Consider the following 25,077-nt stretch of genomic DNA (forward strand, 5'->3'; position numbering starts at 1 on the left):
AAAGACTTTTTAACATGATGCCTATTCAGCACAGTACAGATCAACATAGTACGGATCAACACAATATAGAAAACTCAATTCAGACAGTTGATATCAAGATCGAAAATATCGATGTCAAAGGTCAGTATATTCAACTGCTAGCACCCATACATTTATATGGGCAGATGAATACTTCGGAGCTCCTCACTCACTATTTCACCAATGATAAAGAAGCTAAGCAGACAGTACTGCAAATTGGTGTCGATGAAGCAGGGCGTGGACCATTACTGGGGAGCGTTAATGTTGCTGCTACAATACTGCCGCCGATGTGGTCAGGACTGATTGAGGAGCAACCACTCAAAGACACACCATTGTCAATACTGACAGACTCAAAAAAATTGAGTGAAAAAAAGCGAGATATCCTTTATCCGCTGGTCAAACAGCATGCCACAGGGTATGTCATCGCTGACATACCAGCAGCAGTCATCGATCAGGTAAATATATTGCAGGCAACCATGCTTGGTATGCGGCTGTGTACGGAGACGTTATTAAAAATAGTTTTTAAAAGTATTTTAGCGGCCACAGTCGCTGAAGACGCATTGCCTAATAACGTAAAGATTGAGGTGCTGTTCGATGGCAATCGTTGCCCTGATCTGAACCCCGCTATATTTGACGAATTAGATATGACGCTATCTGGCGTTGATTGCCAAGCGTGGGTGAAGGGCGATGCGCGCCATACGAGTATTGCCGCCGCCAGTATATTAGCAAAGGTGAGCCGTGATGAGGCCATGTACAGCCTTGATGCGCAATATCCAGAGTATGGTATTGCTAAACACAAGGGCTACCCGACGCGCGCTCACATGGAAGCAATTGACAGATACGGTGTGCTATCAGCACATAGACGTAGTTTTGCACCAGTACGAAAGTCGCTAGAAAGTAGATAAACGCAAAACAGCGAGCATTTTAATCATCACGAATGTACCGAAATCCCATAACAATCAAGCGACATATATTATGAATTAATAGACTGTTTTCTAGAAATAACGAGCAAAAGTCCATAAAGTATATTACAATATATTCATACCAATACAAAAACCTGTAAAATCAATAACTAAGCTTTGGTTTAATTTTTTATTTCCACTATGATTTATATACATAACTATTTTATAGGATAAAAGATGACAGCTCATATCCCTCAAAAAAACCTCGCTTCAGTACTATTTTTAACAGTGTTTTTAACGGCTTGTGGTGGTGGCGGTGGAGACTCCGATAGCAGCTCTGTACCTAATGACCCACCGAGTGAAACACAAGAAGATATCGTATCAGAACCAATTACTTCAGTACCTATCACAGCGTCGCCCGATGAAGAGGAAGAGTCAGCCGGAGATGTACCAGACAATACAAATAAGGAACCCGTAGACAACAACGCACGAGCAGCATTAAGTGCTAATAATCAATTCAGTCTGGCCAGAACCAGCTGTGGTCTAAGTGGTCTCTCTGGTGATACAAAACTGGACGATATTGCGATTCAGCATGCAAACTATATCAAATATGTATTTGCTAATAGCACACCAACCACCTTCAATGCCCATGTCGAAAATGAAATCAGTGATATTGCTAGCGTCACAGGCGACAACAATCCATTCTTTGGTGGCTTGGACTTCTCAGATAGATTGTTAAATGCAAACTACAGTAATGCACAATATGGTGCGACAGAAAATATCGCTCAATCTGTCTATTACAGCTCAGCAGGTAATTTCTTGAGTGTAGATATGGTGGCAACCTCAATGGCAAAATCATTGCTAGCCGCACCGTATCATCTGCGTTCTTTGATGCTGCCAACGTCGAGTCTGATCGGCACAGGGATGGTTACTTACAAACCTAATGCCAAAAATCCAACCCTTAATCAAGGCTATGTCTTAGTAAGCCATGCCTCAGCGACAAGAGCGACAAGAAATAGGTCCGTATCAGGTGTCTTTACTTATCCATGCGAAGGGGTGACTGGTACAGTAACTGCGCTATATAATGAGTCGCCAAACCCTGTTAGAGGAACTGGTCGCAATTTGCGTACTGATCCTATCGGACAGCCTGTTTATGTGAGTATGCCATCAGCAGATAAAATCAAAGTCAGTAACATCAAGTTCCGTGATACTCAGCGTAATACTGATGTACCGATTCAGTTGATTGATTTTGACAATGATCCGTACAGCAATACCAACTACGAGCTACCAGAGAACGAAGCTTTTATATTACCGTTGACCGATGCACTCAAAAGCTGTGAAGTTAAGCGTCGTGCGGACCAGAGTCAACAATGTGGTCTTTATGGTAATACAAAGTATCAAGTGAGCTTTGATATATTGGTTGACAATCAAGCTTCTGAAACCCAATCATTTACGTTTACCACAGGTCAAGTAAATTATTAGTAGGTAAACTAAAACACCAGTTCGGCTATTGAGACGATAGGGTAGAATAAGGGCTGAAACAGATAACTGGTTCAGCCCTTATTTTGTAAAACACCTTTGACTATCATTGAGCGTGTTATACAACTAATCATTAGCAGTTTTGACTTTAGAACGAGGAGTCTGGCTGTTGCAAAAAGGCTTTTTCATCATTGGTTGAGTCGCGTCCTAACGCCTCGTTGCGATGCGGATAGCGCCCAAATTGATCAATAATTTCTTTATGGCGATACTCAAAGTCCAATGTGGTTGGATCATTCAACTGCTGAAATAGCGGCAGATAACGGTCATGAATCAGTGCTGATTCAGAATGCATAAATGGAATGATGATGAATCTGCGCCACTGCATCGGCAGCGTATCAAAGTAGGGCTGCTGAACCGCTTCTTGTGCCAGTACTATTGCCATACCGTCTTGAGCAAAAGCGTTCGCTTGACCGCGGTATAGGTTGCGTGAAAACTGATCCAACACGATAATCTCTGCTAATCGTCCTGCCAGCGCCGTAACCGAGCTATTACCGTCCAGTGAAGACTCCGCAATACGCCAAGTGACGCATTCACCTTGCACGGCTGCCTGCCAAGTACTATAGAACTTATCCGCTATCTGCTTATCAAAATGATCATTTTGTTCAAACCAACAGGCTTCATTGTCTTCATTAAACCAAAAATCCAACACTGCACGTGCCTCAGGATCGAGATGAGTCAAATCTATGTCTTTTGGGTCTAGTTGAGAAGAATGAGATCGGCTGGCAGAGGTGGAATAATCGGTTGAGAGTGCCATAAGATATTCTAATTATGATGAATTTAGTCTACTATAGCGCAAATATTTATATCTGTCTGTCAAGATACCAACAGCAGAGTGTCTATTAGGTAATCTATTATGAATGCAAAAAATCTAGAAAATTCTACCAACACAACACTACCACCAACCCCATATTATGTGCTCGATGAAGCGGCCATCGTCGCCAATATGAAAATCATCGCGCGTTTGTGTGAGTTGTCTGGAGCCAAGGCATTACTAGCGTTGAAATGTTTTGCTACATGGGGCGTGTTCGATGTGATGCAGCCTTATCTGCATGGTACGACCTCATCGTCGCTCAATGAAGTTAGATTGGGATATGAAACCTTTGGTGATAATACCGAGGCGGGTAGCCAAGATAAAAAAGAAACACATGCCTATAGCGTTGCCTACAGTGCAGATGAACTGCCAGAAGTATTGAGATACGCTGACAAGATTATTTTTAACTCAATCTCTCAGCTCAATGCTTTTAAAGACCAAGCAGCGGCGCAAAATATTCCCGTCGGTTTACGACTAAATCCTAAGACCAGCAACTCATCGTTTTTGATTGCTGACCCTGCGCGTCCATTCAGCCGCCTTGGTGAGCATGACAAAGACAAAATTGCAGCGGTGCTTGGTGATATCACTGGCGTTATGATTCATAACAATTGCGAAAACGACAGCTTTGACGCTTTTAGTGAGAGTTTGGCTGATATTGAAAACAGATTCGGTGATGTATTAGCACAGCTTGAGTGGGTGAGCTTGGGCGGCGGTATTCACTTTATCGCGCCTGATTATCCACTAGAAAAGCTCGCTGACAGATTAAAAGCATTTAGCGAGACGTATGGCGTGCAAGTCTATCTTGAGCCGGGTGAAGCAAGTATCCATGGTGCGGGTACGCTGGTCACTACTGTCCTAGATACGATGCATAATCAAAAAAACTTAGCCGTCGTTGATGCCTCTATCGAAGCACATATGCTTGATTTACTGATTTACCGTGAGTCAGCACCGATTGCTGCGATCAATAATGCTGCTGTTGATATCGCACCTATTGGTAATCCAGCGGAAGCTGCACCGTCTGAAGCTAATGCTGAGTCAGCAGACCATACGATTATCTATGGTCGTTCTTGCTTGGCAGGCGATATCTTTGGTGAGTATGCATTACCAAGTAACTTACAGATAGGGGATGAGATTGCCTTTGGTAATGCCGCAGGCTATACGATGGTGAAGAAAAACTGGTTCAATGGGGTCAATATGCCTGCAATTGTGATTCGTCGTTTGGACGGTCGTATCGATATCCAGCGTGAGTTTGATTACCAAGACTACAAAGCCAGCCTGTCTTAAGGGTTGGTTTTTTAAACAATGCTATTGTCGGTTTGTGATATTTTTAAGTATTAAAAAACAAAGACTTAGTTTGTATTAGTGAGTATTTTAGTATCTCTGCTTTTTATGCATATTTTTTACCGATAAGGGAATAAAAATTGTTATAATCGCCTCGGGCAAATACTGGAGTGGTATTTGCCCGACGGGTGCGTGGGTTTTCCTCGGTCTTCCTTTTTAATTCACGCATATCATTCACTCGTTTCTGTTTTGCATAGCCGCTATCAATGGTATCGACAGGGACACAAAGGAGGATTGTTCATTGAACACAAACCAACAAGCTAAGCCCAACAAAAAAGACGTACTGATCATCGGAGCAGGCGGTGTCGCTCAAGTGGTCGCACATAAATGTGCGATGCACAATGATGTACTTGGCGAGATTCATATCGCCTCACGTACCAAAGACAAATGCGATGCTATCGCGCAGAGCGTAAAAGAAAAAGACAGCTTTAAGCAGGCTGCGGTCTTGCATACGCATCAGGTCGATGCGATGGACAGCCAAGCACTCGTGCAGCTGATACAAGACACAAAAATACAAATACTTATCAATGTTGGCTCGGCATTTATCAATATGACCGTTCTAGAAGCTTGTATTGAGACAAACACGGCATATATAGATACGGCTATTCATGAAGATCCACGTAAGATTTGTGAGACGCCACCTTGGTACAACAACTACGAGTGGCAACGTAAACAGCGCTGTGCAGACAATAATGTCACTGCTATTTTAGGCGCAGGGTTTGATCCTGGTATGGTCAATGCGTATGCGCGTCTTGGCTACGACATGATGGATGCAGGGTCTGTGACGGATATCGACATCATTGATATCAATGCGGGCAGCCATGGCAAATACTTTGCGACTAACTTTGACCCAGAGATCAACTTCCGTGAGTTCACCGGTACGGTTTATTCTTGGCAAGACAGCAAGTGGCAGTCTAATAAGATGTTTGAAGTCAAACGTACGGATGACCTACCAGTTGTAGGCGTGCAGAACAGCTATCTGAGTGGTCATGATGAAGTTCATTCATTGTCAGCCAATTTAGATGTACCAAACATCCGTTTTTGGATGGGTTTTGGTGAGCACTATATCAACGTATTCACCGTGCTACAGAGCCTAGGACTACTGTCTGAGCAGCCAGTAATGACGGCTGAAGGTCAAGAAGTAGTACCGTTAAAAGTTGTAAAAGCCGTACTACCAGATCCAAGCTCGCTGGCACCGAACTATACAGGCAAGACCTGCATTGGTGACAAAGTCAAAGGCAAAATCAATGGCGTTGAGACTGAAGTGTTTATTTATAACGTCTCAGATCATAAAGATGCTTACAACGAAGTGGGTAGCCAAGGTATCTCATATACCGCAGGCGTACCCCCTGTTGCGGCAGCCATGCTAGTTGCAACTGGCGAATGGGATGCAGGCAAGATGGTCAACGTCGAAGAGTTAGATGCCAAGCCATTTATCAATTTACTCAATAAGATTGGTCTGCCAACGCGTATCAAAGATAGCGAAGGTGATAGAGCACTTGAGTTTGATATTTAGTTAGCGAGTTTTATTTAGAAAAGCCTATCTATAAAAGATAGGCTTTTTTGTGTCTAGTTTTTACTATAATTCATTAGGATTATATTCTCTCAACGCCGCAATACGGTCATCTAGCGTTGGATGTGAGCGAAACAGATTGGCAATACTAAAGCCTTGAGATTGTCCAGACGAGATCGCAAACGCTTTCATACTCTCAGGCATTTGATCTGGTCGCTGTGCAGAAGGACGCAATGCGTCAAGCGCACTGATCATTTTTTCGCGGCTGGCAAGTTTGGCCCCCATTTGATCCGCACGGAATTCACGTAAGCGTGAGAACCACATCACGATGGCAGACTCCAAAAACCCAAGCAAAATATCTATCACAATACTGGTGATAAAGTAACCGATACCGGGTTGATCACTGGTGTTTTTGAATACAGTACGGTCCACGAAGCTACCGATAATGCGTGCAAAGAACATCACAAACGCATTGACCACACCTTGAATAAGGGCAAGAGTTACCATATCACCGTTAGCCACATGACCAATCTCATGCGCCAATACCGCTTCGACTTCATCTTGATTCATGTTTTGTAGTAGACCAGATGACACTGCTACTAGTGCTTTATTCTTATTCCAGCCAGTTGCAAACGCGTTTGGCTGCGAATTATTAAAAATACCAACCTCAGGCATACCGATATTTACGGCTTGCGCTTGTTTTGCTACTGTATCGACCAGCCACTGTTCAGTAGCGGTGCGTGGCGATTCTATGACTACTGTACCCGTGGATTTTTTAGCCATCCACTTTGATATAAAGAGTGACACCATCGAGCCAACCATACCGTAGATACCGCACATAACAGCAAGACTGACATAGTTTAGCCCACCTGCCGTGTATACACCGCCAATCCCAAAAAATCTGGACAGTATCCCAAACACAATGCTAAAAACTACGATCACGGCCAAGTTGGTTAATAAGAACAATCCAATGCGCATCATGAGGCTGATTTCCTATATGTAGTATCTGTATGACCTCGGTAGATAGTTATCTAAAAGGTTTGTTTGCTACGATAGAGTTTACTGTGGTTTTATCTGTCATACTATTTCAATATTGTCAAAGTGCTAAAATAATTATGTTGTCCCAACTATAGCGAGGTTTTTTGAGACAATTAGCGAGCTAGGTATATTAGCTCGTTGCCAAGACTGGTTAGCTACAGTACAACGTCACCGAAACTATTGCCTATCGATCTAAGTATTAAGTTTTGGTCAACTATTTCTTATTTTGATTTCTCCGAAGATAATGATGACCAAGATTAATCTCTAAAAAATTATAAAAATGAGAACATCCCATGCAACTAGAAATAAATATTATTGACGCCTTTACTGATACTTTGTTCAAAGGTAACTCCGCTGCGGTTATTGTGACAGATGAATGGTTAGATGATACTTTGATGCAGTCTATTGCGTCCGAAAATAATTTGTCTGAGACCGCTTTTATCGTTACTGATGATAACGATGTCTATCATATTCGTTGGTTTTCACCACTGACTGAAATTGACTTCTGTGGTCATGCGACCTTAGCTTCTGCTTACGTGCTGTTTAAGAAAAACCCGAACGTAAAGGTTATTCAATTTTCAGCCAAAGCAGTTGGTATACTTACCATTGTCCAAACAGAATCAGGCAAGATACAAATGGATTTTCCCAATACAATGCCTGAAAAAATTGATGAGATTCCTGATAGCTTATTGGCAGGGCTTTCTATTGTGCCTGCTAAAGTCTATCGCAATACTCAAGCGTATTTTGTTATCTATGACTCTGAATCCGACGTATTGAATGTTGTGCGTGATAATGACAAATTGAAGCAGCTAGCACCTTACGATGTGGTGGTAACTTGTGAGGCAACCTCAGAAAATTATCAGGATTATGATTTTGTCTCTAGATACTTTTGGCCAGCAAATGGCGGTGACGAAGACCCAGTGACTGGTTCGGCTCATACTGGGCTTGCACCTTTGTGGGCAGAGCGTTTGGGCAAAAGCGAATTGATTGCCTATCAAGCATCTAGCCGAGGCGGCGCGCTTGACTGTACTGTGGTAGGGGATAGAGTACTCATTTCTGGCAATGCCGTACCTTATCTGACTGGATTTATCACCGTTGAGGAGTAGATAGGTTTGACAGAATTAAAAACTGTTGGGCTGTTTGCGCTGACCGCATTGGCTGAGATTGCAGGGTGTTATTTGCCTTATCTGTGGCTGCGAGAAGGCAAGTCAATCTGGCTGCTAATACCTGGCGCGCTGAGTTTGGTCGCTTTTGTTTGGCTGCTGTCGTTACATCCGACCGCTGCAGGTAGGGTTTATGCAGCCTATGGCGGTGTATATATTTTTATGGCAATACTATGGTTATGGGCTGTCGATGGTATTCGTCCGACTTCATGGGACATAATAGGTGCTGTGGTCGCGCTACTTGGTATGGCGATCATTATGTTTGCGCCGCGTAGTGCCTAGGGTATGTCTTCAATTCAATCGATGGTCGTCTAAATGGACTAAAAATGACTAAATTTTGCCAAACCGCGTCAAATAGCTGGATATTATCGAGACTATTTTCCTTGTTTGATGGCAATGTGTCTCATTTTTATGACCATTTTTAAAATGAAGACACACCCTAGTTAGTAAATAGCCACTAATAAAAAACGGTTCGTCAAATGATTAGATTTGATGAACCGTTCTATATGATTAGTATCTATATATAAAATTAGTGCTTGCCTAGGATACTGCCATTATTGCCGTCTTTCTTAGCTTGTTTGGCGGCTTTTTTCTCTTTAGCTGTTAAAAGCGGCTTCTTTTTGACGTTCTTCTTACTGTCTTGACCCTTACTCATGGTAACTCCTTTGTAGATAACGCATACAACCCGTTAAGCCAATTGAGCTGACTCAAAGTAAGTATGGTGACGACTAACATAGTCGGTTACCCAATCGAGTATATGCCTAAGCGTTAGTAATAGATAGCACTCGCACAATTCGCCTACGATTCATTCCTTTTACTTTATTTAGTAAAATCATTGTGTTAGCTAAATCATATTACAGCTAATTTGTTCAATCAATCATGGTATTTATAAGTGCTTACTTACGGATACATAGCGATTTGCTATAATGGCTAAAAGCCGATGAATAAACGCGGCAAACTCTTATTTATTAACATTTAGCACCATCGTGCTCACTGTTTTGGTCACCCTATTATGCGTATACGTAAACTGTTTAAATTCGAAAATGCTCACATTGTTCGTAATTGTAGCTCTGAGCGTTGCAAACACTCAATCCATGGTCATAGCTATCAGATTGAGCTTATTTTAGAGGCTAATCGTTTAGATCATGGGCAAATGGTTTATGATTTTGGGCTGCTAAAATCTTCTATTAAAGACATTATCGACAGCTTTGACCATGCGATTTGTTTTTGGAACAAAGACGATCCTGAGTATGTTGCAGCGTGTAAAAAATTCAGCGCGCGCTGGATAAGTCTGCCAGTATCTCCATCGGCAGAACAGTTCTCACGTGTGATATTTTTCTGGGCGCAAGAAATACTGCGCCAGACGCAAATGCAAAATGGCGAAGCAGATGTTAGTGTTTATTCAGTGATTGCTCATGAGACGGCGACAGGGTACGCGCAGTGTTTCGCTGACGATGTGACAAACGAGCAAATGGGTAAGCTGGTTTTAGAGGACTTTGAATTTAGTGAGCAAGTTCGTACTGAATGGACCGACTCTGATCTGTATGCCAAGCTGATTCGCGGTGAAAGCTTTACTAATCCAACGGTGACGATGCAGGTTCAGACTAATGCATAACGACCAATCAATAAAAAATAGTTGCACTGTGCAAACGCTGATACTGAACTCTGAGCAAGATACACAGTTATTGGCCAAGCAACTGGCAGCATTGCCATTAACGGGTAGTGTGTGGCTGGCAGGGGATTTGGGTGCTGGTAAAACCACCTTAACGCGTTACTGGTTGCAGGCACTTGGTCATACTGGTGCCGTAAAGAGCCCGACATATACTTTGGTTGAGCCGTATAGTATCCAGCAAAATAATGGTACAACCAAGCCTGTCTATCATGCAGACTTATACCGTCTCCAAGATCCAGAAGAGCTTTCTTTTATTGGCTTTGATGAATATTTAGATGAGCCTGAAGCACTAGTTATCATCGAATGGGCAAGCCGCGCTGATGGCTATCTACCATTGCCAACCTTGTATATTGATATGACGCAAGATGAAAGCGATGGTACGGAAAATGACGCCCGCCAAGTGATACTACGGTTATCGAAGACAGGACAAGCACAAGGTGTAGATCTAACAAACTTGCAAATCTAAACAATGCTTACCAATGCGCTCCAAACTTTCCAAAACATGACAGTCAATAATGCCAGATAGCCATTCCTATATCCGTATCAAAAAACTATCACCGCTGCTGATCAATCAACTAGCAGCAGGTGAGGTCGTGACGCGTCCAGCCGCAGTAGTCAAAGAGCTGCTTGAAAATGCCATTGATGCAGGCGCGACCAATATTGACGTGCGCATCACACAAGGTGGTATGGGTACGATAGAAGTGGTAGATAATGGTACAGGTATATATCCTGACGATATGGTCATGGCTATCACGCGTCATGCTACCAGCAAAGTCGCTGATGTTGCCAACTTGCACGGTATCACGACGCTGGGTTTCCGCGGCGAAGCGTTAGCGGCGATGGCTGCTGTCTCTCGTTTAAGTTTGACGAGCAGCCATGATGATAGTGGCATTGGTCGTCAATTACAGGTCGCTGGTGTGCTGGATGATACGCCAAAACTGATGCCAATCGTGCATAATCGTGGTACAACCATTGTAGTAAAAGATCTATACTTTAATGTGCCTGCACGCCGTGGTAACCTGAAATCTATTGCGACTGAGTTTGGTCATATCGAGACGATTGTTCGCGAAGTTGCACTAGCACGAGCTGATGTTGCCTTAACACTATGTCATGATAATAAAAAACGGCTATCGCTCTCTGCAAGCACCCACAGTAGTAGTGACAATAAACGTTTGCCACTATCGCGTCTAGAGCAAGCCACTGGTATGGCGCTGACGGATGATGCACTCAACATATCGATAGATTTATCGAGCCTTATACAACAGCCCATAGCGTACGATAATATGGTGACAAGCCAAGCCTCGATTAGCGGTTGGCTGTGGCCGATGCATCATGAGCAAACGGCCTTACCGAAGCTGATCTATGTGAATGGGAGATTGGTAAAAGAGGCCTTGATTAGTAACCAGATGCGTCAACTGGCTCAGAGTGCCCAGCTGGCAGGTGTGGGTTACGCGCTTTATTTTGAATTACCAGCCCAGTGGTTAAATATCAATGTTCATCCATCGAAACAGCGTATCAAAATAAGCCCACTTAACAACATCATGGCGCATTTGAGCCATACGATCCGCACTCAGTTGAAAACGATTGAGACGGTCAAGACCACATCTACGCCGATGGTTGATACTGCTGAAGAGGTTTGCTCAGAGCTACCAGATGGTAATGCTTTGATGGGTGGCTCACTTACAGGTCGCTCGTCTGAAATGTTCACATCGAGTACGCAGCCTACAGATACTCACAGACGTCGCCCGCGAGTACAGTCTGTTAGGCAGTCCTATCAGTCAGATCCAACAAGATCAAACCCAATAGAAACATCCTCTCAAAAATCAACACATTCTCACATTAGTGATTCAACAGATCAAAATAATAGTGACGCTCCACATTATTCTGCTGAAATGAAACTGCGCGCATTTTCATTACCAGTTTGCTTAGATATCGTGACTGGTTTGGGTAACGTGGTAACCGCTACGTCTATTAACTCGAACATAGATGACAATACATTGCCTTGGTTGCTATTTTACAACCAAGGTCAATGTCTATTAGTAAGTGTCAAAGACTGGCAGTCCAAGGTGAATCAATTATTTGAATCGCAATTATTCGATAGCAAAGCATTTAATCAAAATCAAATGCCAAACAGTGCTAGCGATATCAATCAACAACTCAATGAGATCAACTCTCAAATGTCTGCACAGGACTCTATAATGTTTGAGACCGATCTCACTGAGATACTAAAAAATAGTTCGCTCAAAGTCATAGACAGCAGCCGTCTAGTAGCGTTGATGCTATCTTCAAAATCATAGCTGTTAAACTGAGCTTCACTTTTGCCATCCTCACTTGACTAAAGGCAACGCCATGTATTCCTCGTCTGATAACGTATCTCAAAACTTGCCGGATAACAGTGTAGTGTGTCTAATGGCACCAACCGCTAGCGGCAAAACAGCATTGGCATATGAGCTATACGATACGGGGCGTTATGAGCTGATTTCGGTAGACTCAGCACTCATATATCGTGACATGAACATTGGTACGGCCAAGCCAACAGCGGCTGAGCTGGCACGCTATCCTCATCATTTAGTTGACATCATTGACCCTACACAAAGCTATAGCGTTGCTGAATTCGTCACTGATGTGGCACGCCTTATTGATGAGTGTCATGAGCGCAAAAAGATACCGCTGTTGGTAGGTGGTACAATGATGTATTACATGGCATTACTCGATGGGTTATCTCCAGTGCCTGATAGTGATGATAGTGTACGTGCGCGCGTCGAACAATGGCGCCAGCAAGAGGGGATTTCGGCACTGTATGACTATCTGGGTAACATTGACCCGATAAGTTATGAGCGTTTGAACGCTACTGATACCCAGCGTATTACCCGCGCGATTGAAGTCTATTTGCAGACAAATAAGCCGATAAGTGAGTGGCAGCGTCAACCAAAACAAGCGCTGGCACATAATCCAGCTCAGCAGTGGTATGCGTTATCGGTTATGCCTGAGCGTCCATGGCTGCACGTACGTATTGAACAACGTCTAGATATTATGTGGAATGAGGGGCTAGTAACTGAGGTTATTGGCTTACTTGAGAAATATTCGTTGACACCTAACATGCCGTCGATGCGCTGCGTCGGCTATCGACAAGTATTAGAGTATTTGGTTCGCATTGATCATGAGATATTTGATAAACCGCACTTAGAGAAAGCTCAGTTTTATGACGCTTTTGAAGAGAATGATAGTCTAACCAGAGAAAACAAATCGCAATATGGCATGATGCAATCAACTGCTCAGTCAATGCCAACAACTCACGAGGCTGAGGCACTTGCTTGTCAGGAAATGCAAAATAAGGCATTATATGCTACGAGACAGCTGGCCAAGCGTCAGTACACATGGTTACGAAAAGTTATGCAGTTGCCTAATACTTCGTTAGATAACGCAGTAGGTTGTGACCCCACTACCGAACTTATTGATAGTAATATAGTGTTGCAAACATTTGCTACAATGGCGCAGGCAAGAGACTACTTATACAAATAGATATATAAATATAATTTTTGACTGTTAATTTATTGTGCGCATATCATGTGTACGATTCACTACTATAACGAATACCACGTATGTATAAGAAAGTAATCACAATTAGTTTCAAAAACTAGCATAGATAGCTGTTATACTTTGAATTGGCTGAAAATGGAGCAAGGCACAATGCTTCTTGCCAAATTTCTAAGCCACAAACCAGTAATAATTGACTTTTGTAGATAAAAATAATTAATGAAATAAGTAGTTACTTACTTATTTACAATAACAATGTATTCGCGATAAAGTGGAATCACTTAAGAGCAACCAATATTGATTTAGATACGTTTTACAAAGAAAAAATACCATTGTATCTACCTTTTAGCCATTATAATTAAATTGACACTTAGAATAATTGGCATCCAAAACATAACTATATAATATTTAGGAGAGATTTCATGTCAAAAGGACAAACTTTACAAGATCCATTCTTGAACTCACTGCGCAAAGATCGCATTCCTGTCTCTATTTTTTTGGTCAATGGCATTAAGTTGCAAGGTCAAATTGAATCATTCGATCAGTATGTTGTACTTCTAAAAAACACTGTCAGCCAAATGGTATACAAACACGCGATCTCAACAGTTGTACCTGCACGCAATCCACGTAGCAGTACAACGACAGGCTCTACTACACAACCTCAAAGTGCGGCACCAGCTGGCTACCAAGGCGGTGGGTTTGAACGTGGTAGCAATTCTGCTGGTGGGTTTGACGAACGCGGTTTTGCTTCTAACCGTAGTGGGTTCAACCGTGGTGGTTTTAGCCAAGGTCAAGAACGTGGATTTGAACGTGGTAGCTTTGGTCAAGGTCAGGATCGCGGTTTTGAGCGCGGCGGCTTTGGTCAGGATCGCGGCTTTGATGCATCAATAGACAATACAGGCTTTGAAAACAAGCCAGATGATGGATCAAATGACAGCAACAGCTAAATAGCTATATGATCTTAGTGTGCTGCATAAAATACACTATCAAGCTATGATGTATCCATTGAAGACCTGCTACGATAGTGGGTTTTTTTTATATCAACAGGTTCATGGCTGTTAGGAAAGCTATTAGACTGTGACAGTATTATAAATCTTGTAGACCATTATTAATATGAAGCAGAGTATAGTAAAATACTATACTGATTCACCATAAAAATAGAGCAGATTCATGAGTGATACTAAAAATAATTTGACCCATGAGCAATTCATTACTACTGCTATCGAAGCGATCAATACCGAGATATCCGCATTGGCGTTACTGACAGAGCAGATCGATGATCGGTTTGCACAAGCATGCGATATTATTTTGGCTTGTCAGGGTCGCGTTGTAGTCACTGGCATGGGTAAGTCAGGATTGATTGGACGTAAAATAGCAGCGACTTTTGCATCGACTGGTACGCCTTCTTTTTTCATGCATCCTGGTGAAGCGGGGCATGGCGATTTGGGCATGCTCGTAAAAGGTGATGTGCTGCTTGCTATTTCAAACTCTGGTGAGTCTGATGAGATCAAAATGCTTTTGCCAGTGGTCAAACACCTTAATATACCCCTAATCAGTATCAGTCGTGATAAGCGCGGTATGCTACCACGAGCCGCTGATATTGTGCTGACGCTTGGTCAGTCACAAGAAGCTTGCCCACTCAACCTTGCACCTACGTCGAGCACGACCGCTACCTTAGCACTTGGCGATGCTCTAGCGGTGGCTTTAGTACATGCGCGAAATTTCACGTCTGAGGACTTTGCACTATCGCATCCAGCTGGTGCCTTGGGTCGTCAGTTATTAACGCGTGTCGCAGACTTGATGCATACCAAATCAGAAGACCTACCGCTAATCGATCAGCAAGCACCATTACAGCAAGCGCTATTTACAATGTCTGCTGGACGCTTAGGCATGACAGTAGTGACTGATGATAGTGATAAAGTTGTTGGCGTATTCACTGATGGTGATTTACGCCGCGGCTTAGAAAAAGGCATTGATCTACAAACACCTATGCATAAAGTGATGGTCAGCAACCCACGCCGTGCTAACAAAAGCATGCGTGCATCGGATGCTTTGAGCGTCATGAATGAAAATGGTATCAGTCAATTACTGATTATCGATGATGAAGACCATCTAGAAGCAATTATTACCGTACATGATTTATTACAAGCTGGTGTTAAATAATACTATCGATCGTCGATGATGTGACAAGATAAAATACTCAGTAACACAGCCGTCAGGATGAGAAAAATAATGCAAGACTTAATAAAAAAAGCTGGACAAGTAAAGCTATTGGTTATGGATGTCGATGGGATTTTATCCAACGGTCAAATCATCTATGATGCTAATGGTATCGAGACCAAAGCATTTTCGGTGCATGATGGCGTAGGTGTTAAGTCTCTCGCGCGTTATGGTATTTTGACCGCTATTATTACTGGTCGTAGTAGTGCGATGGTAAATAAACGAGCTGCAGAGATGGGTGTTAACCATGTGGTACAAGGACGTGATGACAAGCTCATTGCATTAAACGAGCTGTTATCGTCTCTAGATCCTGAACTTAACATTACTGCTGACGACTGTGCTTATATGGGTGATGATTTACCAGATATCAAAGCGATGCAGACAGTGGGTTTTGCTGCGACAGTGCCAAACGCGCATGCAGAGGTCATTAAGCGTAGCGATATGGTGACCACTAGAGCGGGTGGTACTGGCGCAGTACGTGAGATATGTGACCTCATCTTAAAAGGACATGGACATTATCAAGACTTTATCGCGAGCTATACGCTTGATGAAGCTCAAACTCAGGATAAACAGTCGTGAATACACGTGTTTTAATTGTACTAGCATTAATCATTGCAGGCATTGCTGGTTGGTTTTTTCAGCAGCAGGGCGACGTAACGCCGCCAGTCAATATTGAAACGACAGATGTCGATTATGAAGCCACTGACATCAAAGCAGTCCAAACGAATGATGAAGGCGAAACTGAGTATGAGCTTACTGCTGAATCTTTAACTCATAATCCTGAAACCGATCAAGATGAGATGTCAGGTATCACGATGAATTGGGAGCCATCAACAGAACAGCGTTATCGTATTCAAGCGGGCACTGCCGCTATCAGTCAACAGACAGGGGAGTTAAGCCTGTCAGGTGGTTTTACATTGGTGAGCGAAGGGAATAAAGACGCATCCGATATCGAGCCGATAAAAGTGACGGGGACTACGCTAAAAGGCAATACAAAGTCAGGTCAAGTCTACAGTGAAGAACCCGTCCAAATCGAACAAGGCATGAACCGCTTTGAAGCGTCTAGTATGACAGCCAATCTTGAAACAGGTGAGTATGAATTTGGTCAAGTCGCGGTCGCTTTTATGCCAGCTGATCGTCAAGATAAAGCATTGTTTTAACCCATAACCTTTTTATCCATTATGTGAAAATAGCAGCTAGCATGACGTTTGCAATTTCTATCACGAATTATGAAATGAGCCATTATATGAAATCTAAATTTTTGCCTGCTTTACGTGCATCATCACGCTGCTTACACAACTTACGTACCGTGCCAGTAGTTATGCTATTAGCGCTACCGTTATATAGTCATGCATTGCCATCAGATGCCAATCAACAAATAAAATTGCTAGCGGATAAGGCTACTTATAGCGAGCGTACTGGTGTCACCAGTTATTCAGGTAATGTCATCATTACTCAGGGTACATTTAAGATGACTGCTGATAACATCACTGTCAATCTCTCTCAGCAACGTAGTATCAACTCAGCGGTAGCAACAGGTCGTCCAGCCACTATGCAGCAAGTGGTCACGCAAGAAAAAGGACTGGCTAAAGGTCAAGCCAATAAGATTGATTACAATGCAGTATCCGGCATCATCACGCTAACGGGAAATGCTAAGCTGGTACAGAATGGGGCAAGTTTTGCTGGTAATGTAATTCGTTATAGCTTAAAAGCTGGTGATGTGGAAGCAACTGCTGGTGGTAATCAACGAGTAGAGCTCGTGTTCCCGCCTAACAACAATACTAGCCAAAGCGGTGTACGCTAGTCTATGCCAGTATGGTCGTAAGATTAAAATATGAGCAGCTAAACAAGGCTTTGGCAGTGCTTGAATTTTGTGAAAGTAAGAGTGAGCTATGAGCGATAATAAAAATACAAACCCTTCAGCATTGAATACCAATACGGCACCTGTCGCTCGATTGACGATGCAAAACTTAGGCAAACGTTATGGTAAACGCTGGGTCGTCAAAGACGTCTCGTTTTCTGTTGGGCAGGGCCAAGTTGTCGGGCTATTAGGTCCCAATGGGGCAGGTAAAACCACCAGTTTTTATATGGTAGTCGGATTGGTCAATATGGATAAGGGCCGCGTCACTCTTGGGAAAATGGACTTATCCAAATATGCTATGCATGAGCGTGCTCGTGCTGGCATTGGATATTTGCCTCAAGAAGCATCGATATTTCGCAAGCTCTCTATCGAAGACAACATATTAGCCATCCTGCAAACTCGTACAGCGTTAAGTAAAGCTGAGCAGCAGCAGGAGCTTGAAAAACTGATTGGTGAGTTCCATTTAGAACATGTACGTACATCGCTGGGGATGAGCGTATCAGGCGGTGAGCGTCGCCGCTGTGAGATTGCTCGTGCACTGGCAGCTGATCCTAAGTTTATCTTATTGGATGAGCCGTTTGCAGGTGTAGATCCTATTTCTGTCGGTGACATCAAAGACGTTATCTTAACACTGAAAAACCGTGGTATCGGTGTTTTGATCACTGACCATAATGTTCGTGATACATTAGCCATCTGTGAAAAAGCTTATATCGTTTCAGAGGGTGCGATCATCGCTGAAGGAACGTCGTCTGAAGTATTGGATAATGATTTGGTAAAATCCGTCTATTTGGGTAAGGACTTTCAAGTATAGTCTAAGAACCTAATATTTTTTTCTCATACCTATATCTCTACAGACTGCTGGATCTAGTATTGTGAATTGACCCATAAGACCAGCAGTAAGCACATTTCCTATAGCTATAATAGCAACCATAATACTTATACGTTGAATATTAACCCATCTATAACACACAGCCTATAACGTTAATGGCTGAGTATTCTATCTCTTTAACGCTTACAAAAACATATCGATACTTCATTCATTATTCTCGACTAACCACCTGAATAAGGCTCATTATTTATGGCAAAAAATAAAAGCAGTTATGTCTGTCAAGAGTGCGGTGCGCATTTTGGCAAATGGGCAGGGCAGTGTACAGATTGCGGCGAATGGAATAGCTTGGTTGAAGCACCAAATGTCAGCATGCCGCATCATAATAAGAGTAGTGCAAAGTCTACACCGAATCGCCCCACACCTCGTAATACGGGTGCAGCAGCTGGTAACTACTCAGGTACTCATAGTGCGGTCATGCCACTTAATGCAGTAAGCGTCACGTTAGATACCCGCTTGCCAACAGGCATCAGTGAGTTTGATCGAGTGCTGGGCGGCGGGTTAGTAGCTGGTTCTGTCGTGCTAATCGGTGGCGATCCTGGTATTGGTAAGTCAACTATATTGTTGCAAACAGCGACCAATATGGCACGTGCTGAATCACTAGCAGGGAGTGCGCTATACGTCACAGGTGAGGAGTCACTTGCTCAGGTGGCCATGCGTGCTAAGCGCCTAGACCTACCTGCTGATAGGCTTCGTGTATTGGCAGAGACCAATGTGGAAACTATTTGTGCCGCCTTGACCCAAGAGCAGCCAGCCATCGCTATCATTGACTCTATTCAGACCATATATACCGATGCCATCAATTCAGCACCAGGTGGTGTCAGCCAGATTAGAGAGTCTGCTGCTATCTTGACACGCTATGCAAAACAAACAGGCACTGCGCTATTTTTAGTCGGTCACGTGACCAAAGAAGGTACATTAGCAGGTCCACGTGTGCTTGAACATATGGTTGATACGGTACTGTACTTTGAAGGTCAGTCTGACTCACGCTTTCGAATGATTCGCGCGGTCAAAAACCGCTTTGGCGCTGTAAATGAGCTAGGGATTTTTGGTATGACTGATATGGGGTTAAAAGAAGTTGCCAATCCATCAGCCATATTTTTGAGTCGTTATGATAAGCCTGTTGCCGGATCTGTGGTCATGGTTAGCCGTGAAGGTACAAGGCCTTTACTGGTAGAAGTACAGGCATTGGTTGATGACTCTCAAGGCTCACCGAGACGGATGGCATTGGGACTAGACTTTCAGCGTTTGTCGATGCTGCTCGCGGTTATGCATCGTCATGGCGGTATTCATACCAGTGGGCAAGATGTCTATGTCAATGTTGTAGGCGGTGTCAAAGTTATAGAGACGGGGTCTGACTTAGCGGTGTTGTTGGCATGCGCCTCAAGTATTAAAGAAAAACCGTTACCCTCGTCATTAGCAGTGTTCGGTGAAGTCGGTCTCTCTGGTGAAATTCGCCCAGTACCTAATGGGCAGGAACGTCTGAAAGAAGCGATGAAACATGGATTTAAGCATGCGATCATTCCAAAGGCCAATGCACCTGCTAAAGGTGCGCCACAGTTTAAAGGAATTAATGTAATCGCAGTTGAACGTCTTGATGATGCTATCGAAAGCGCGTTTGAATTATAGTTAATGTTAAGACGTATGATTGACTTTGTACAAAATAACATCCCACCATAAAAAAGCGCCTAACTCATCATGAGCTAGGCGCTTTTATCTATCTGATTTGTATGGCTCTGATTCAGCTAAGTGGCTAAATGCTTGGCTCGAAACTAAGGACCTGAAACACGCTCAATCGCGACATTGCCCACACCTTTACTCGTAATACCGAGTTTTTTGGCAGCGCCGTAAGATAAGTCTAATACACGGTTGCCATGGAATGGACCACGATCATTAACTTTTACGACAACGCTTTTGCCATTGGTTTTGTTAGTAACTTTGACATAGCAGTTCAATGGTAGTGAACGATGTGCTGCTGTTAGGGCATTCATATCGAAGGTTTCACCACTGGCTGTTTTGCGACCATGAAACTTACGACCATACCAAGAAGCTAGACCTGTTTGCTTAAACTTGCTCACTGAATTAGAGGCGACAGCTGTCAGACGTTCTAATACGTCTTCATCATTGGTGACCTGTGTCGTATCGCTAGCCAATAGAGAGCTGCTAAGCGCTAATGAGGTGGGCTGACGTGCTGATTTGACCAAACTTGATGCACCATCATGTTGACGGCTAAGCTCACCAAGTACACGATCGATATGGGAGGCGTTATCTTGCGTAATCATTGCAAGGGAGGTTTTGGCTTCCACAGCATTTACATTTGTAGCAACTGCAGATCCAGCAAATAAAACTGCTGACATAGTAAGTAAACCAGATAAACGCTTATTCATAAATACCTCTATAGCTTATACATCAAAACCTAGCTCTAAATTTTTTAGATGGAGAATGATAATGTTAGAGTGAGCTAACTGTAATTTATTCTCTGAAGTCTTTATTAACGTGTCAGTCTATTGACGATTAATGATAAGACCCTTATAGGTTTTTATGTATGGTAATTTTCATTTTATGATCATAAGTAACGGTAAAAATTATCGATGTTACCTAGGTCATGCTCAAATGATAGTTAGTGATATTTATTAAATACTTATGTCTAGCTTTAGAAGTAAATATCACTATACGTCGTATCTACAAAATGTCTGATATACCAACTTTCTAAAAGCGCTAAATTAATGAATGGTTTAAATAGGATTACGTGATGCTTTGTTGTTAAACCGTTAATTAAGTAGTGTATTTGAAAGCCTCAAATCGACAAGATGACAACTATACGGCCGGGCTACAACTAAAATATAATTAAATGCAAAGTTTGTTAGTAGCTATGTACTGGTTATGTATCGAAGTACAGTAAATGAGGTTAACGCAATTTTTTATAAAAAACAAGGAATAAAATATTTTAGCCTTGGTTCATAATCAAATAATGTTGGAAAAATACTTGCTTGCTAACCCATCTCATAAGCAACTAAATAACAACAGCTTATATAGAATACGGAGTCGAATATAGAATATTCTGAGCACAAATTATGTTCTATTTATTAAAAGTAACAAAATATTAACGACCGTGAAGCTATCAATATACTAGGGCTTTTTGTAGTAGAACACAAAGATGTAATGTACAGAATATAAAAGATTATATGGTATGCCTTTATGGATATTTCAAGAATTGAATGCTAGTTTATACCATATAAGTTATTGATTTATAGGTTATTAAATTGATAGCCACGACTGGTTAACCAGACTTGTGCGTATGAATGGACATAAGTAAACCAAATCCTGCCATCAAAGTCACAATAGCAGTACCACCATAACTAATAAAAGGTAGAGGGACACCAACGACAGGCAAAATACCGCCAACCATACCGACATTAACGAATATGTATACGAAAAAAGACATGGCGATAGCACCTGCCAATAGCCTGCTGTAGACATCAGGATGAGTAAGCGCAATATAAAGGGCGCGTGTTAGTAGGCAAGAGTAAATAAACATGAGTAGCATGACGCCCATCAGACCGAACTCTTCAGAGAATGCAGCGATAATAAAGTCAGTATGTCCCTCTGGTAAAAAATGCAAATGCGACTGTGTGCCTTCCAAGTAGCCTTTTCCCGTAAGACCACCTGAACCAATAGCGGTCTTTGACTGAATGATATTCCATCCGGCACCTTGTACGTCAGCCTCAGGATTGAGTAGGGTCAATACTCGCGTACGCTGATAATCATGTAATAAAAAATTCCATGCAAACGCAATAAAGGGTATCGCCAAAACAACCGCAGCAGAAATAAGGCGCCAAGATAGCCCCGCTAAGAACAGCACAAAGATACCGCTTGCTGCTACCAATAGTGATGTGCCAAGGTCCGGTTCTTTTGCAATCAATAGTACAGGAACGATAATGAGCGCCAAGGTAATGGCAATACTGGATGCTGAGGGTGGCAGATCACGTTTTGATAAAAACCAAGCACACATCATAGGCATACCAAGTTTCATGAATTCTGAGGGTTGCACACTGCCAAATCCAGGTATTCTAATCCATCGCTGGGCACCCATACGCACCTCACCGATGACATCTACTAGCACCAATAGTATAAGTCCTAGTACATAAAATACAGGCGTGAAGGTGCGATAGAGACTGGGCGGTATCTGAGCCATAATAAACATGACTATGAAAGCCACACCGTAACTCACCATCTGGCGTATGACCATACCCACATCCTGACTGGCCGCGCTATACAAAATCGTCAAGCCAATACAACAAACCGTTAGCAATAACAAGGTCAGCCACGGATCGATATGAATACGCTGCCACAGCGTCGGTGCATGACCCTGACCTAGGTGATGGCTTTGACGTGAAAAACGGTATTGAGGATTAGAAGACATAGGCAGAGTTTGACTAGCAATTAGGTAAGAGGGAGACGTCGTCTAAAATGTCTGATAAGACTGTGGTTTATCTATTCTAGTAGAAGCTATAGAAAAAACAGTGAGTCGATTTTTAACATCTAGGCAATAAAGTCACATAATTATAAAGATTATGAGGATAAGTGTTAATTACGAATAGCATGCCTCAGATTAGAGGCGATAGTTTAGCCTGCTTGCTGAAAATTTGATAGTATCGATAAAACGTTTTTAGCGGTAGATTCCTGCAATGATAAAATCAAACAACCATAACCGTAGGCAGTTTAGCCAGTCTATTATGGCACTAATTGTCTGTGCAAGCAGTGTCAGTGTACATGCCGCTATTATAAGTGATAATAGTGAGCGCCGTATCGTAGTGCGTCAGAGTAATAGTGACAGTAGTAATGCCTATATCACGCCCTCTAATAATGTTGCCAACCAGCGTCCCGGCGTGACTATGTTGAATGGGACTAAGTCGAATGGGGGAAACTCATCAGGTGGCGATAGTATGCAAAGCTTGATTGCACAAAAGCAGCGTGATTTCAATATTGATGCCAGCATATCTATCGAAGAAAGCAAACGCGTCAGTATCAACCGCCGCCAGCCCATCTACAATACAACCTACAGTAATAATAGCTACAGTACAGCAAGCAATACTTATAATAGCGCTTATAACGACTTTACCAGCATGGATTTCAATGCATGGCTCAATAGTAACAGTTACCGTGCTAGGCAGGTGGCAGAGTACCAAAGCTATCTGAGCTCGCGCGTAGGGGCGCGAAATGTACCGCCATTGTCTCAGCTACTGACCACAGCGCGTAGCTGGCAGAAATGCGGTTATGAGCCCTATCAATTGCCACCGCAAGAGCTGTGGTCGAATATCGTACCGACACTACATCTATATAGCGAATTAAAAAACCAAGGGATATTGCCACCGAGCACTGAGATACGTTCGGTATACCGCAGTCCTGGTCTCAATGACTGTGCAGGCGGTGCAGATGGTAGTAAACATATGAATGCTAGTGCGATAGATGTTTGGGTGCCAGAGTATGAAGATAATCTATGGCGTCTTAGTACTATGCAAGATGGATTATGTCAATTTTGGCAATATCAAGGTCAAGCCTATAACTTCGGTCTAGGGTTGTATTCTACAGGTGCCATCCATCTCGACACAGATGGTTATCGTAAATGGGGCTTCAACCATGCAAGTAGCAGCTCTTCTTGCCGTTACTAGCAAATAATTAGCAGATAAAAACCTAGATTTACATGGTAAAAGTAGATAGAGACGTTATAATATAGCGCTGATAAGTTCTAGGGTAAAAGTAGATATAGAACGATAAGCTAGACGCATAAGTTCACTGAAAATTTGTTTGGTATTTATGCTTTAATGATAGTACTTTTCTTACCTATCTTTGTATCCTTGTCGCTCTTCAAGGAAGAAGATTACGTTATCACAAGCAGGGTTTATGACAAAGCAGCGCGCGACACTTAAACAGTACAGTCAGTCAAATAATAAGAACCAAGGCTTTTTTCGTTCAAGATATATGTATGGCGCGTTAGTAGGTACGGTATTTTTATCCGCATTACTTGTTAGTGCCTGCAGCCCACAAACGCATTCTGACAGCCGCTCATCGGTCACAGATAAGAATACAATCAGCCGTAATAATATTGAAAAAAACTCTAAAAATATTGAAGACGGTATCAAAAACTCTTATGCACGTTTGGCATCAAAACGCTCTGATGTCTGTCCGAAGCTAATAGAAGAAGGGCATGGCAGTCAGGTCATTGAGCGCCTTGCAGAAGTCATGGTAAACGACTATTGCGACTATTTTCTATACCCGCGAGATGGTCAAAGTATTTCAGTAGCAACTAACAATCGTCAAATCGAAGCATTACTGATAGTTCCATCGGTACATAATTTCGCTAACGGAGGTTACCAAGTAACCTCTTATGACAAGCACATCATTCGATTGAGCTACAACGGTGCAACCCATAAGCCAAAAGACCTCAGTTATGATGTTGCAATGACCATTTCTGACAAAGCATATTTATAGTAACGTCTACCATGAGCTTTGTAGCACAGTGTTTTAAGTCTTAAAACGTAAGTTATGAGCGGTGTGTTTTGTGTTTCTCATCAC

Annotated in this window: 24 protein-coding genes; 19 read left to right on the forward strand and 5 right to left on the reverse strand. The window is 42.6% G+C overall.

What is annotated here, in order from left to right; genetic code table 11:
* The first annotated feature begins 14 nt into the window (after positions 1-14).
* Entirely contained in the window at positions 15-923 is a 909-nt protein-coding gene (gene rnhB / locus AC5JP1_RS02755) for a ribonuclease HII (RefSeq protein ID WP_493843033.1), read from the forward strand.
* 234 nt (positions 924-1,157) lie between these two features.
* Entirely contained in the window at positions 1,158-2,402 is a 1,245-nt protein-coding gene (locus tag AC5JP1_RS02760) for a CAP domain-containing protein (protein WP_493843034.1), read from the forward strand.
* A 145-nt stretch (positions 2,403-2,547) separates the two neighbouring features.
* Here AC5JP1_RS02760 and AC5JP1_RS02765 read toward each other — a convergent pair whose 3' ends face one another.
* Positions 2,548-3,213 carry a DUF924 family protein gene (locus tag AC5JP1_RS02765; RefSeq protein WP_493843035.1) on the reverse strand — a complete coding sequence of 222 codons (666 nt, stop codon included), beginning with the start codon at positions 3,211-3,213 and terminating at the stop codon, positions 2,548-2,550.
* Positions 3,214-3,312: 99 nt separating this feature from the next.
* On the opposite strand from AC5JP1_RS02765, the gene AC5JP1_RS02770 reads away from it, so the two are divergent.
* Together AC5JP1_RS02770 and AC5JP1_RS02775 are read left to right on the forward strand one after the other, a co-directional pair.
* Positions 3,313-4,554 (forward strand): carboxynorspermidine decarboxylase, encoded by a 1,242-nt coding sequence (locus tag AC5JP1_RS02770; protein WP_493843036.1) that lies wholly within the window; start codon positions 3,313-3,315, stop codon positions 4,552-4,554.
* 298 nt (positions 4,555-4,852) lie between these two features.
* A complete protein-coding gene (locus tag AC5JP1_RS02775) occupies positions 4,853-6,127 on the forward strand; it encodes a saccharopine dehydrogenase family protein (RefSeq protein ID WP_493843037.1) in 1,275 nt (424 codons plus the stop codon).
* Between the two features lie 63 nt (positions 6,128-6,190).
* On the opposite strand, the gene htpX is transcribed toward AC5JP1_RS02775, so the two are convergent.
* Entirely contained in the window at positions 6,191-7,105 is a 915-nt protein-coding gene (gene htpX, locus AC5JP1_RS02780; RefSeq protein WP_493843038.1) for a protease HtpX, read from the reverse strand.
* Positions 7,106-7,455: 350 nt separating this feature from the next.
* Between htpX and AC5JP1_RS02785 the strand changes: the two genes are divergently transcribed.
* Together AC5JP1_RS02785 and AC5JP1_RS02790 are read left to right on the forward strand one after the other, a co-directional pair.
* Positions 7,456-8,268, forward strand: a complete 813-nt coding sequence (locus AC5JP1_RS02785) for a PhzF family phenazine biosynthesis protein (RefSeq protein WP_493843039.1) — start codon at positions 7,456-7,458, stop codon at positions 8,266-8,268.
* Between the two features lie 6 nt (positions 8,269-8,274).
* Positions 8,275-8,607 carry a YnfA family protein gene (locus tag AC5JP1_RS02790; RefSeq protein ID WP_443527170.1) on the forward strand — a complete coding sequence of 111 codons (333 nt, stop codon included), beginning with the start codon at positions 8,275-8,277 and terminating at the stop codon, positions 8,605-8,607.
* A 247-nt stretch (positions 8,608-8,854) separates the two neighbouring features.
* Here AC5JP1_RS02790 and AC5JP1_RS02795 read toward each other — a convergent pair whose 3' ends face one another.
* Positions 8,855-8,980, reverse strand: a complete 126-nt coding sequence (locus AC5JP1_RS02795) for a hypothetical protein (RefSeq protein WP_319051553.1) — start codon at positions 8,978-8,980, stop codon at positions 8,855-8,857.
* Between the two features lie 357 nt (positions 8,981-9,337).
* Here AC5JP1_RS02795 and AC5JP1_RS02800 point away from each other — a divergent pair, with 357 nt between their 5' ends.
* The 11 genes from AC5JP1_RS02800 (at position 9,338) to radA (ending at position 20,130) form a co-directional block, all read left to right on the forward strand.
* Positions 9,338-9,940 carry a 6-pyruvoyl trahydropterin synthase family protein gene (locus AC5JP1_RS02800; protein ID WP_493843040.1) on the forward strand — a complete coding sequence of 201 codons (603 nt, stop codon included), beginning with the start codon at positions 9,338-9,340 and terminating at the stop codon, positions 9,938-9,940.
* Positions 9,933-10,463, forward strand: coding sequence for a tRNA (adenosine(37)-N6)-threonylcarbamoyltransferase complex ATPase subunit type 1 TsaE (gene tsaE, locus AC5JP1_RS02805; RefSeq protein WP_493843041.1), 531 nt, complete (start codon positions 9,933-9,935; stop codon positions 10,461-10,463). Before AC5JP1_RS02800 ends, tsaE begins: the two co-directional genes overlap by 8 nt.
* A gap of 49 nt (positions 10,464-10,512) precedes the next feature.
* Positions 10,513-12,294, forward strand: coding sequence for a DNA mismatch repair endonuclease MutL (gene mutL, locus AC5JP1_RS02810; protein WP_493843042.1), 1,782 nt, complete (start codon positions 10,513-10,515; stop codon positions 12,292-12,294).
* Positions 12,295-12,346: 52 nt separating this feature from the next.
* The gene (miaA, locus tag AC5JP1_RS02815) at positions 12,347-13,519 is read left to right on the forward strand and encodes a tRNA (adenosine(37)-N6)-dimethylallyltransferase MiaA (RefSeq protein ID WP_493843043.1); all 1,173 of its coding nucleotides are present in this window, start codon (positions 12,347-12,349) and stop codon (positions 13,517-13,519) included.
* A gap of 437 nt (positions 13,520-13,956) precedes the next feature.
* Positions 13,957-14,481 carry an RNA chaperone Hfq gene (gene hfq / locus AC5JP1_RS02820; protein WP_493843044.1) on the forward strand — a complete coding sequence of 175 codons (525 nt, stop codon included), beginning with the start codon at positions 13,957-13,959 and terminating at the stop codon, positions 14,479-14,481.
* 223 nt (positions 14,482-14,704) lie between these two features.
* The gene (locus AC5JP1_RS02825; RefSeq protein ID WP_493843045.1) at positions 14,705-15,697 is read left to right on the forward strand and encodes a KpsF/GutQ family sugar-phosphate isomerase; all 993 of its coding nucleotides are present in this window, start codon (positions 14,705-14,707) and stop codon (positions 15,695-15,697) included.
* Positions 15,698-15,766: 69 nt separating this feature from the next.
* Positions 15,767-16,333, forward strand: coding sequence for a KdsC family phosphatase (locus AC5JP1_RS02830; protein WP_319051560.1), 567 nt, complete (start codon positions 15,767-15,769; stop codon positions 16,331-16,333).
* The gene (gene lptC / locus AC5JP1_RS02835; RefSeq protein WP_443527163.1) at positions 16,330-16,914 is read left to right on the forward strand and encodes an LPS export ABC transporter periplasmic protein LptC; all 585 of its coding nucleotides are present in this window, start codon (positions 16,330-16,332) and stop codon (positions 16,912-16,914) included. The genes AC5JP1_RS02830 and lptC overlap by 4 nt, the downstream gene beginning before the upstream one ends.
* A gap of 161 nt (positions 16,915-17,075) precedes the next feature.
* A complete protein-coding gene (lptA, locus tag AC5JP1_RS02840; RefSeq protein WP_319051574.1) occupies positions 17,076-17,558 on the forward strand; it encodes a lipopolysaccharide transport periplasmic protein LptA in 483 nt (160 codons plus the stop codon).
* Positions 17,559-17,646: 88 nt separating this feature from the next.
* A complete protein-coding gene (gene lptB / locus AC5JP1_RS02845) occupies positions 17,647-18,426 on the forward strand; it encodes an LPS export ABC transporter ATP-binding protein (RefSeq protein ID WP_493843046.1) in 780 nt (259 codons plus the stop codon).
* 267 nt (positions 18,427-18,693) lie between these two features.
* On the forward strand, positions 18,694-20,130 hold the full coding sequence (radA, locus tag AC5JP1_RS02850) for a DNA repair protein RadA (RefSeq protein WP_493843047.1): 1,437 nt from the start codon (positions 18,694-18,696) through the stop codon (positions 20,128-20,130).
* 143 nt (positions 20,131-20,273) lie between these two features.
* On the opposite strand, the gene AC5JP1_RS02855 is transcribed toward radA, so the two are convergent.
* Both AC5JP1_RS02855 and rodA read right to left on the reverse strand, forming a co-directional pair.
* Complete coding sequence (locus AC5JP1_RS02855) at positions 20,274-20,888, reverse strand: septal ring lytic transglycosylase RlpA family protein (protein ID WP_319051564.1); 615 nt, start codon at positions 20,886-20,888, stop codon at positions 20,274-20,276.
* Positions 20,889-21,781: 893 nt separating this feature from the next.
* A complete protein-coding gene (rodA, locus tag AC5JP1_RS02860) occupies positions 21,782-22,924 on the reverse strand; it encodes a rod shape-determining protein RodA (RefSeq protein WP_493843048.1) in 1,143 nt (380 codons plus the stop codon).
* Positions 22,925-23,189: 265 nt separating this feature from the next.
* On the opposite strand from rodA, the gene AC5JP1_RS02865 reads away from it, so the two are divergent.
* On the forward strand, positions 23,190-24,173 hold the full coding sequence (locus AC5JP1_RS02865; protein WP_493843049.1) for a D-Ala-D-Ala carboxypeptidase family metallohydrolase: 984 nt from the start codon (positions 23,190-23,192) through the stop codon (positions 24,171-24,173).
* A 232-nt stretch (positions 24,174-24,405) separates the two neighbouring features.
* A complete protein-coding gene (locus AC5JP1_RS02870) occupies positions 24,406-24,993 on the forward strand; it encodes a hypothetical protein (RefSeq protein ID WP_493843050.1) in 588 nt (195 codons plus the stop codon).
* The last annotated feature ends 84 nt before the right edge of the window (positions 24,994-25,077 follow it).

Source organism: Psychrobacter sp. H29 (assembly GCF_059073055.1).

Excerpts from the sequence above, each read along its gene's own strand:
- radA (WP_493843047.1), top strand. The coding sequence starts at position 18,694 with ATGGCAAAAAATAAAAGCAGTTATGTCTGTCAAGAGTGCGGTGCGCAT.
- AC5JP1_RS02760 (WP_493843034.1), top strand. The coding sequence starts at position 1,158 with ATGACAGCTCATATCCCTCAAAAAAACCTCGCTTCAGTACTATTTTTA.
- htpX (WP_493843038.1), bottom strand. The coding sequence starts at position 7,105 with ATGATGCGCATTGGATTGTTCTTATTAACCAACTTGGCCGTGATCGTA.
- AC5JP1_RS02785 (WP_493843039.1), top strand. The coding sequence starts at position 7,456 with ATGCAACTAGAAATAAATATTATTGACGCCTTTACTGATACTTTGTTC.
- AC5JP1_RS02865 (WP_493843049.1), top strand. The coding sequence starts at position 23,190 with ATGATAAAATCAAACAACCATAACCGTAGGCAGTTTAGCCAGTCTATT.
- mutL (WP_493843042.1), top strand. The coding sequence starts at position 10,513 with ATGCCAGATAGCCATTCCTATATCCGTATCAAAAAACTATCACCGCTG.
- AC5JP1_RS02765 (WP_493843035.1), bottom strand. The coding sequence starts at position 3,213 with ATGGCACTCTCAACCGATTATTCCACCTCTGCCAGCCGATCTCATTCT.
- rodA (WP_493843048.1), bottom strand. The coding sequence starts at position 22,924 with ATGTCTTCTAATCCTCAATACCGTTTTTCACGTCAAAGCCATCACCTA.
- AC5JP1_RS02795 (WP_319051553.1), bottom strand. The coding sequence starts at position 8,980 with ATGAGTAAGGGTCAAGACAGTAAGAAGAACGTCAAAAAGAAGCCGCTT.
- AC5JP1_RS02830 (WP_319051560.1), top strand. The coding sequence starts at position 15,767 with ATGCAAGACTTAATAAAAAAAGCTGGACAAGTAAAGCTATTGGTTATG.
- lptB (WP_493843046.1), top strand. The coding sequence starts at position 17,647 with ATGAGCGATAATAAAAATACAAACCCTTCAGCATTGAATACCAATACG.
- rnhB (WP_493843033.1), top strand. The coding sequence starts at position 15 with ATGATGCCTATTCAGCACAGTACAGATCAACATAGTACGGATCAACAC.
- AC5JP1_RS02825 (WP_493843045.1), top strand. The coding sequence starts at position 14,705 with ATGAGTGATACTAAAAATAATTTGACCCATGAGCAATTCATTACTACT.
- AC5JP1_RS02800 (WP_493843040.1), top strand. The coding sequence starts at position 9,338 with ATGCGTATACGTAAACTGTTTAAATTCGAAAATGCTCACATTGTTCGT.
- AC5JP1_RS02855 (WP_319051564.1), bottom strand. The coding sequence starts at position 20,888 with ATGAATAAGCGTTTATCTGGTTTACTTACTATGTCAGCAGTTTTATTT.
- tsaE (WP_493843041.1), top strand. The coding sequence starts at position 9,933 with ATGCATAACGACCAATCAATAAAAAATAGTTGCACTGTGCAAACGCTG.
- lptA (WP_319051574.1), top strand. The coding sequence starts at position 17,076 with ATGCTATTAGCGCTACCGTTATATAGTCATGCATTGCCATCAGATGCC.
- miaA (WP_493843043.1), top strand. The coding sequence starts at position 12,347 with ATGTATTCCTCGTCTGATAACGTATCTCAAAACTTGCCGGATAACAGT.
- AC5JP1_RS02770 (WP_493843036.1), top strand. The coding sequence starts at position 3,313 with ATGAATGCAAAAAATCTAGAAAATTCTACCAACACAACACTACCACCA.
- AC5JP1_RS02870 (WP_493843050.1), top strand. The coding sequence starts at position 24,406 with ATGACAAAGCAGCGCGCGACACTTAAACAGTACAGTCAGTCAAATAAT.
- hfq (WP_493843044.1), top strand. The coding sequence starts at position 13,957 with ATGTCAAAAGGACAAACTTTACAAGATCCATTCTTGAACTCACTGCGC.